The sequence below is a fragment of the Albimonas sp. genome (genome assembly GCF_055129145.1).
Genome location: NZ_JBSRTQ010000192.1, coordinates 1 through 6,941 on the forward strand (window position 1 = coordinate 1; position 6,941 = coordinate 6,941).

Sequence of the window (6,941 nt, forward strand, 5' to 3'; positions counted from 1 at the left end):
CCGCGGCGAAGCTTCGCCGCGCGCAGGAGGCCGCCGAGGCCGCGCGTCCCTATGCGGACCGCATGAACGGCGTTCTCGGCAAGCTCGCGGCCGGGTCCAACCCGGTCATGGCGCCCAAGCTGCTGACCGGAACCGGCGACGATCAGGTGCATCTCCTGATCGTCGCCACCGCGGAACGCGGCCTGTGCGGCGGGTTCAACAGCACCATCGTGCGGCTGGCCCGTCTGCGCATCCGCGAGCTGCTGGCCGACGGCAAGACGGTGAAGATCCTGACCGTGGGCCGCAAGGGCCGCGATCAGCTGCGCCGGGACCACGCCGACAAGTTCGTCGGGCATGTGGACCTGTCGGGCATCAAGCGCATCGACTACGCCTCGGCGCAGAACATCGCGCTCGACGTCATGGCGCGGTTCGAGGGCGGCGAATTCGACGTCGCCACGATGTTCTTCAACCGCTTCCAGTCGGTGATGACGCAGATCCCGACCGCCAGGCAGCTGATTCCGGCCAGCTTCGACACGATCGAGGATGACCGGCTGGAGAACGGCGCGCCCGTGCTCTACGACTACGAGCCGGACGAAGAGGCGATCCTCGCCGATCTTCTGCCGCGCGCCATCGCCGTGCAGGTCTTCACCGCCCTGCTGGAGAACGCGGCATCCGAACAGGGCGCGCGCATGTCCGCCATGGACAATGCGACGCGCAACGCGGGCGACCTGATCGACCGTCTGACGCTGGAGTACAACCGCTCCCGTCAGGCTGCGATCACCAAGGAGCTCATCGAAATCATCTCGGGCGCGGAAGCGCTCTAAGGGACGGAGAGTCACATGCCGACCGGCAAGATCACCCAGGTCATCGGCGCCGTCGTCGACGTGCAGTTCGACGGCCATCTGCCCGCGATCCTCAACGCGCTCGAGACGGACAACAACGGCCAGCGACTTGTGCTCGAGGTCGCCCAGCATCTGGGCGAGAACTCCGTGCGCACCATCGCCATGGACAGCACCGAGGGTCTGACCCGCGGGCAGCCGGTGAAGGACACCGGCTCTCCGATCTCGGTGCCGGTGGGCGACGGCACGCTGGGCCGCATCCTGAACGTCATCGGCGAGCCGATCGACGAAAAGGGCCCCGTCGACCACACCGAGACCCGCTCCATCCATCAGCCGGCGCCGACCTTCGCGGAGCAGTCGACCGAGTCGCTGATCCTCGTCACCGGCATCAAGGTCATCGACCTGCTCGCCCCCTACTCCAAGGGCGGCAAGATCGGCCTCTTCGGCGGCGCGGGCGTGGGCAAGACGGTTCTGATCCAGGAACTGATCAACAACATCGCCAAGGTGCACTCGGGCTTCTCGGTCTTCGCCGGCGTCGGCGAGCGGACCCGCGAGGGCAACGACCTCTATCACGAGTTCATCGAGTCGGGCGTCATCAACCTCGACGATCTGACCAAGTCCAAGGTGGCGCTGGTCTACGGCCAGATGAACGAGCCGCCGGGCGCCCGCGCCCGCGTCGCGCTGACCGGCCTGACCATCGCCGAGCAGTTCCGCGACCAGTCCGGGGCGGACGTGCTGTTCTTCGTGGACAACATCTTCCGCTTCACCCAGGCGGGCTCCGAGGTGTCGGCGCTTCTGGGCCGCATCCCCTCGGCGGTGGGCTACCAGCCGACGCTCGCCACCGACATGGGTCAGCTGCAGGAGCGGATCACCTCGACCCGCAACGGCTCGATCACCTCGGTGCAGGCGATCTACGTGCCGGCGGACGACCTGACCGACCCGGCCCCGGCCGCGTCCTTCGCCCATCTCGACGCCACGACGGTTCTGTCGCGCGCCATCTCCGAGCTGGGCATCTACCCGGCCGTGGATCCGCTCGACTCGACCTCGCGCATTCTCGATCCGGGCGTGGTCGGCGAGGAGCACTACCTCGTCGCCCGTCAGGTTCAGGAGACGCTGCAGCGCTACAAGGCGCTTCAGGACATCATCGCCATTCTCGGCATGGATGAGCTCTCCGAAGAGGACAAGGTCACGGTTCAGCGGGCGCGCAAGCTGCAGCGCTTCCTGAGCCAGCCCTTCGACGTGGCCGAGATCTTCACCGGCTCGCCGGGCGTGCAGGTGCCGATCGAGAAGACCATCGACTCGTTCAAGCGCGTCTGCGCCGGCGAGTTCGACCATCTGCCCGAGGCCGCCTTCTACATGGTCGGCGACATCGACGAAGTGGTGGCCAAGGCCCAGAAGCTCGCCGCCGCCGCGGCCTGAACCTGAACGGACGGGAGCGCACACATGGCGAAGCTCGCCTATGACCTGGTCTCGCCGGAGCGCATGGTCGCCTCCGGGGAGGCCGACGCGATCCAGATCCCGGGCGCCGAGGGCGACCTGACGGCGATGCCTCAGCACGCGCCGTTCCTGACCCCGCTGCGCCCCGGCGTGGTGACGGTGCGGGATGGCGCGACCACGACGGGCTATCTGGTGACGGGCGGGTTCGCCGAGATCTCCCCCGCCGGCGCCGCGGTGCTGGCGGAGGAGGCGATCCCGGCCGCCGACGCCTCGGCCGAATGGTTCGACGCCAAGATCGAGGCGGCTGAAAAGGCGCATGAGATCGCGTCGGGCGAAGCGAAGATCATCACCGCGCAGGCGGTGAGCGATTTCCGCTTTCTCAAACAGACCATGGGCTTCTGACCTGAGCTGACGACGGACGGAAGACCAGGGCGCCCCGCGCGAGCATCGCGCGGGGCGTCGTCGTCGAAGCGGGGACGCGAACGGGACCATGACCGCGCCGGTGACGCTGCACGGATACCATCGCAGCATCTACGCCTGGGTCGCGCGCCTGGCGCTGGCCGAGAAGGGCGTCGCCGCCGACTGGGTGGAGGTCAATCCGTTCGCGCCCGGCGGGGCCGACGCGCTGCACCCGTTCGGCCGGGTGCCGGTGCTGGTCCACGGCGCCGCGGTGATCTACGAGACCGCCGCCATCTGCCAATATGTCGACGAAGCCTTCGCAGGTCCGCCCTTGCAACCCGCCGACGCGCTCGGCCGGGCCCGGATGCGCCAGATCATCGGCGTGGCCGACGCCTACGCCTATTGGCCGATGGTCCGGCAGGTCTATGCCGAGAAGATCTTCGCCCCGCATGAGGGCCGCGCCGCCGACCCGGCATTGGTGCGCCAGGGGCTGCAGACCGCGCGGCGCGCGCTCGACGCGCTGGAGGGGCTGGCCGGGTCGGGTCTTTTCCTGACCGGGGGCGCGCCGGGGCTCGCCGACCTCCATCTCGCCCCGATGATCGCCGCCTTCGCCCGCGCGCCGGAGGCGGGCACCCTGCTCGCCGGGCGCCCGCGCCTGCACGCCTGGTCGAAGCGGATGGCGGCGCGGGAGAGCTTTCGCGCCACGTCCGTCCTGGTCTGAGGAGGCCCGCCATGATCTCCGTCCGTCCCGCCACGCAAGAGGACGCGCCCGCGATGAAGGCGGTGATCGATCCGATCATCGCGCGCGGCGGCTCCACCGCCTACGAGACGCCGATGGCGGTCGCCTATCTCGCTTCCAAGGCGGTTGCGCCCTGCTTCGCGCATGTGGCGGAGGATGAGGCGGGCCGGGTGGTCGGCTTCCAGTGGATTTCGCCGGATGCGGGCGACCCCGGGCTCGCGCTGATCGCGAGCTTCGTGGCGCTGGATGCGGCGCAGGGGGGAATCGGCTCGACCCTGTTTCCGCGGACCGAGGCGATGGCCCGCGCGCGGGGATTTCGCGAGATCGACGCCACGATCCGCGCCGACAATGTCGGCGGGCTCGCCTATTACAGCCGCATGGGCTTCGTCGACCATTCGGCGGAACGGGGCGTGCCGCTGTCGGACGGGACGCCGGTGGACCGGATCAGCAAGCGCAAGCGGCTGACGGCTGGTTGAGAGGCGCCGCGCTTCCCAACCGCCCCGACCCCTGCCATGCTTCGCCGTCCCCATGATGCAGGAGCCGGCGATGAAACATGTCAGCGCGCCCGAGGCCGAACCCGATTTTTCCACCGGCGCCGCCTATGTCGGCGGCCGCTATGTGCCGGCGGCGCAGGCCACCGTGTCGGCGGTCGACTGGGGGTTCACCCGTTCGGACGTCACCTATGACGTGGTGCATGTGAAGGACGGCGCGTTCTTCCGGCTGGACCGGCATCTGGCGCGGTTCCAGGCCTCGATGGCCGGGCTGCGCATGAGGATCGATCTGGATGCGGACGGCATCGCCCGGGTGCTGCATCGCTGCGTGGCGCTGGCGGGCTTGCGCGACGCCTATGTGGCGATGGTCTGCACCCGCGGCGTGCCTGCCCCGGGGATGCCGCGCAAGCCGAGCCTCATCGAGAACCGCTTCATGGCCTATGCCCTGCCCTGGATCGACGTGTTCAGCCCCGAGCTTCAGGCCCGCGGCGTGCATCTGATCGTGGCCAAGACCCCGCGGATCCCGGCCGAGTCCGTCGACCCGACCATCAAGAACTACCACTGGGGCGACATGGTCCGGGCGTTGCAGGAGGCGGAGGACGCGGGCGCGGATTCGGCTGTGCTGCTCGACACCGACGGCTTCGTGACCGAGGGGCCCGGCTGGAACATCTTCATGGTGAAGGACGGCGCCCTGATCGCGCCGGATCGCGGCGCGCTGGAGGGGATCACCCGCGAGAGCGTCTTCGACCTCTGCGCCGAGCTGGGCATCCCCGCCCGCGAAGGCCGCATCACCGAAGCGGAGCTGCGCGAGGCCGACGAGATCTTCACGTGCACCACCGCGGGCGGCGTGATGCCGGTGTCGCGGCTCGACGGGCGCATCTACGGGAACGATCGGCCGGGGCCGATCTCGGCCCGCCTGCGCGAGATCTACTGGGCGAAGCATGCGGAGGGCTGGGGCGCGACGCCGGTGGACTACGCGGCGGGCTGAGCGCGGGGGCGCCTGGGTCGGAGAAGCGGGGGCCGCGAGCCGCCCCCCGCCCCGCCGGAGGGGTCAGCTTTTGCGCCGGCGCGCGGCCGCGCCCATCAGGCCCAATGCGCCCAGCAGCATCGGCGCCGCCGCGGGCAGCGGCACGGAGGAGACCCCGGCCACCTCGATCTCCATCGTGTCGTTGGGCAGGGTGAAGACGTAGGAGCCCGGGTTCAGGCCCATGCCGATGATCGTCGTCCCGGTCCATGTGGCGGAGCCGGTGATCTCCGACCCGCTGTAGTTGTAGGGGAGGAAGATCGCGTCGGCGCGAAGGCCGGCCAAATCGCCGGTGCGAGTCGTTGTTGAGGAAACGTCGGTCACAGCGGAATCGAACAACATCCCGTCGAGGGCGCCGGTGCTGTAGAACGTGCCGAACGTGCCAGCCCCGACGACGAGGATGTTCAGACTCGGCGCGACCGCAGCGTCCGGCGCGCCTGCGGAGTAGTAAATCGAGGCGCCGGTCAGGTCGATGCTGCCCGAGAAGCTGGCGACGACGTCGGACCCGATCTCCTCGAAGGTCATCACGATCTTGGCGGAGGCGACGGCAGGAAGCAACGCAAGGGCGGCGGTGGCGGCAAGCACGCTGAGACGCATGGATATTCTCTCCAGACTGGCGCGGCGATGGCCACCGCTCGCCCGGGAGCATAGTTACATTCATTTTTGGTTCAAGTTATAAAAGGAGGCGCCGAGGGACGGAAAGGCCGCGACCCTTCCGCCCCCGGACCGCCGTCCTCACGGCCAGAGGTGGTCGAACTCGGCCAGCACCTTGCGATAGGTGGTGCGCTTGAACGGCACGATCCGGTCCAGCACCTTGTCGCGCGGCGACCATTCCCAGCGGCTGAACTCGGGATGGCTGGTCGCGATGTTCACGTCCCGGTCCGGGCCGTGGAAGCGGAAGGCGAACCAGCGCTGGTTCTGCCCGCGATACTTCCCCTTCCACAGCTTCGGCACCAGGCTCGGCGGCAGGTCGTAGGGGATCCAGTCCCGGCTTTCGGCCAGCAGCGTGACCTTGTCCCGGGTGATCCCCGTCTCCTCCCACATTTCGCGAAGCGCCGCCTCGAGCGGCGCCTCGCCCTGGTCGATCCCGCCCTGGGGCATCTGCCAGGCGTCCGAGCGGAAATCGAGCCGCTGGCCCACGAAGATCGCGCCCTCCCGGTTCAGCACCATCAGCCCCACGCAGGGCCGATAGGGGAGGGCCGCGATCTCCTCGGGACTCGGCTCGGGCCGTGCGCTCATCGCCCGGTCCCCTCTCAGCGATCCGCGCCGTAGACCGACAGGCCGGTCAGCACGTCGAGCGCGTAGGCCAGCTGCAGGTCCTTGCGGCGCAGCTCGGCGGTGGCCTCGTGACGGGAGCGTTCGTCCTGCAGGTGCTTGCGCTCGTCCTCGGTCAGCGCGTTCTCCAGGCTGCCGCGCAGATCGGCTTCCGAACGCATCCGCGGCGGGGTATCGGTCTCCTCGCTGGCGGCGAGCGCGCGCTGTTCGATCAGGATGTCGGGCTCGATGCCCAGCGCCTGGATCGAGCGGCCGGACGGCGTGTAGTAGCGCGCCGTGGTCATCCGGATCGCGCCCTTGCCGGACAAGGGCATGATGGTCTGGACCGAGCCCTTGCCGAAGGATTTGGAGCCGAGGATGATCGCGCGGCGATGGTCCTGAAGGGCGCCCGCCACGATCTCGGAGGCGGAGGCCGACCCGCCGTTGATCAGCACCACCATCGGCTTGCCGCCGGTGAGGTCGCCCGCTTCGGCGTTGTAACGGTCCATGTCCTGCGGGTCGCGGCCGCGGGTGGAGACGATCTCGCCCGACTCGAGGAACGCGTCGGACACCGCGACCGCCTGATTGAGCAGCCCGCCGGGGTTGTTGCGCAGATCGAGCACGTAGCCCTTCACGTTGTCCGCGCCGCCGAGCTCGGCCTGCACCTTCTCGATGCCTTCCTTGAGGTTCTCGAAGGTCTGCTGGGTGAACTGGGTGACGCGCAGCACGCCGACATCGCCTTCGACCCGCGCCTTGGCGGCGGCGATCTTGATGTTGGC

Annotated in this window: 9 protein-coding genes; 6 read left to right on the forward strand and 3 right to left on the reverse strand. The window is 69.2% G+C overall.

Going from position 1 to position 6,941, the window contains the following annotated elements; all coding sequences use genetic code 11:
* The 6 genes from ACTB72_RS19640 to ACTB72_RS19665 form a co-directional block, all read left to right on the forward strand.
* Positions 1-803, forward strand: an 803-nt coding sequence (locus tag ACTB72_RS19640) for a F0F1 ATP synthase subunit gamma (protein WP_463038711.1), incomplete at its 5' end; no start/stop codon positions are given.
* Positions 804-818: 15 nt separating this feature from the next.
* Positions 819-2,237, forward strand: a complete 1,419-nt coding sequence (atpD, locus tag ACTB72_RS19645) for a F0F1 ATP synthase subunit beta (RefSeq protein WP_463038712.1) — start codon at positions 819-821, stop codon at positions 2,235-2,237.
* A 24-nt stretch (positions 2,238-2,261) separates the two neighbouring features.
* Positions 2,262-2,657, forward strand: coding sequence for an ATP synthase F1 subunit epsilon (atpC, locus tag ACTB72_RS19650; RefSeq protein WP_463038713.1), 396 nt, complete (start codon positions 2,262-2,264; stop codon positions 2,655-2,657).
* 88 nt (positions 2,658-2,745) lie between these two features.
* On the forward strand, positions 2,746-3,375 hold the full coding sequence (locus ACTB72_RS19655) for a glutathione S-transferase family protein (protein WP_463038714.1): 630 nt from the start codon (positions 2,746-2,748) through the stop codon (positions 3,373-3,375).
* Positions 3,376-3,386: 11 nt separating this feature from the next.
* A complete protein-coding gene (locus ACTB72_RS19660; protein ID WP_463038715.1) occupies positions 3,387-3,869 on the forward strand; it encodes an N-acetyltransferase family protein in 483 nt (160 codons plus the stop codon).
* 70 nt (positions 3,870-3,939) lie between these two features.
* Entirely contained in the window at positions 3,940-4,872 is a 933-nt protein-coding gene (locus ACTB72_RS19665; RefSeq protein ID WP_463038716.1) for an aminotransferase class IV, read from the forward strand.
* Between the two features lie 63 nt (positions 4,873-4,935).
* On the opposite strand, the gene ACTB72_RS19670 is transcribed toward ACTB72_RS19665, so the two are convergent.
* From ACTB72_RS19670 to ACTB72_RS19680, 3 genes are all read right to left on the reverse strand, one after another.
* Positions 4,936-5,505 (reverse strand): VPLPA-CTERM sorting domain-containing protein, encoded by a 570-nt coding sequence (locus ACTB72_RS19670; protein WP_463038717.1) that lies wholly within the window; start codon positions 5,503-5,505, stop codon positions 4,936-4,938.
* Between the two features lie 138 nt (positions 5,506-5,643).
* On the reverse strand, positions 5,644-6,147 hold the full coding sequence (locus ACTB72_RS19675; protein WP_463038718.1) for an RNA pyrophosphohydrolase: 504 nt from the start codon (positions 6,145-6,147) through the stop codon (positions 5,644-5,646).
* Between the two features lie 14 nt (positions 6,148-6,161).
* Positions 6,162-6,941, reverse strand: a 780-nt coding sequence (locus ACTB72_RS19680; RefSeq protein WP_463038719.1) for a S41 family peptidase, incomplete at its 5' end; no start/stop codon positions are given.

What these genes read in the sequence shown, in the direction of transcription:
- atpD (WP_463038712.1), top strand. Translation starts at nt 819, where the DNA reads ATGCCGACCGGCAAGATCACCCAGGTCATCGGCGCCGTCGTCGACGTG.
- atpC (WP_463038713.1), top strand. Translation starts at nt 2,262, where the DNA reads ATGGCGAAGCTCGCCTATGACCTGGTCTCGCCGGAGCGCATGGTCGCC.
- ACTB72_RS19655 (WP_463038714.1), top strand. Translation starts at nt 2,746, where the DNA reads ATGACCGCGCCGGTGACGCTGCACGGATACCATCGCAGCATCTACGCC.
- ACTB72_RS19660 (WP_463038715.1), top strand. Translation starts at nt 3,387, where the DNA reads ATGATCTCCGTCCGTCCCGCCACGCAAGAGGACGCGCCCGCGATGAAG.
- ACTB72_RS19665 (WP_463038716.1), top strand. Translation starts at nt 3,940, where the DNA reads ATGAAACATGTCAGCGCGCCCGAGGCCGAACCCGATTTTTCCACCGGC.
- ACTB72_RS19670 (WP_463038717.1), bottom strand. Translation starts at nt 5,505, where the DNA reads ATGCGTCTCAGCGTGCTTGCCGCCACCGCCGCCCTTGCGTTGCTTCCT.
- ACTB72_RS19675 (WP_463038718.1), bottom strand. Translation starts at nt 6,147, where the DNA reads ATGAGCGCACGGCCCGAGCCGAGTCCCGAGGAGATCGCGGCCCTCCCC.